Annotated in this window: 1 pseudogene; it reads right to left on the reverse strand. The window is 47.5% G+C overall.

Going from position 1 to position 219, the window contains the following annotated elements:
- Window positions 1-219 (reverse strand): annotated as a pseudogene (locus H5985_RS09495) (IS30-like element ISVsa7 family transposase); the annotation flags it as partial.

The raw sequence follows: 219 nt of genomic DNA on the forward strand, positions 1-219 counted from the left end.
CGGCTTTAGTCGTCAGTAGAAAACGACTTTTCCGTTCAACAAGCGTGACCAAAACCGCTCCTTTGGTCTTTTTACCCAATACTGTATCAGCCTCCCAATGACCATATTCGGTTCGATTATTGGCTTTTGTTGACCTCTGTTCGATAGGTACTCGATCTGTGAGAATGCCACGCCCGGTATCTTTACCGTGCCGTCGGTTGTATTTACGTTGGCGACGAC

It is taken from the genome of Parasutterella secunda (assembly GCF_016901835.1).
Lineage (GTDB): Bacteria > Pseudomonadota > Gammaproteobacteria > Burkholderiales > Burkholderiaceae_F > Aphodousia > Aphodousia faecavium.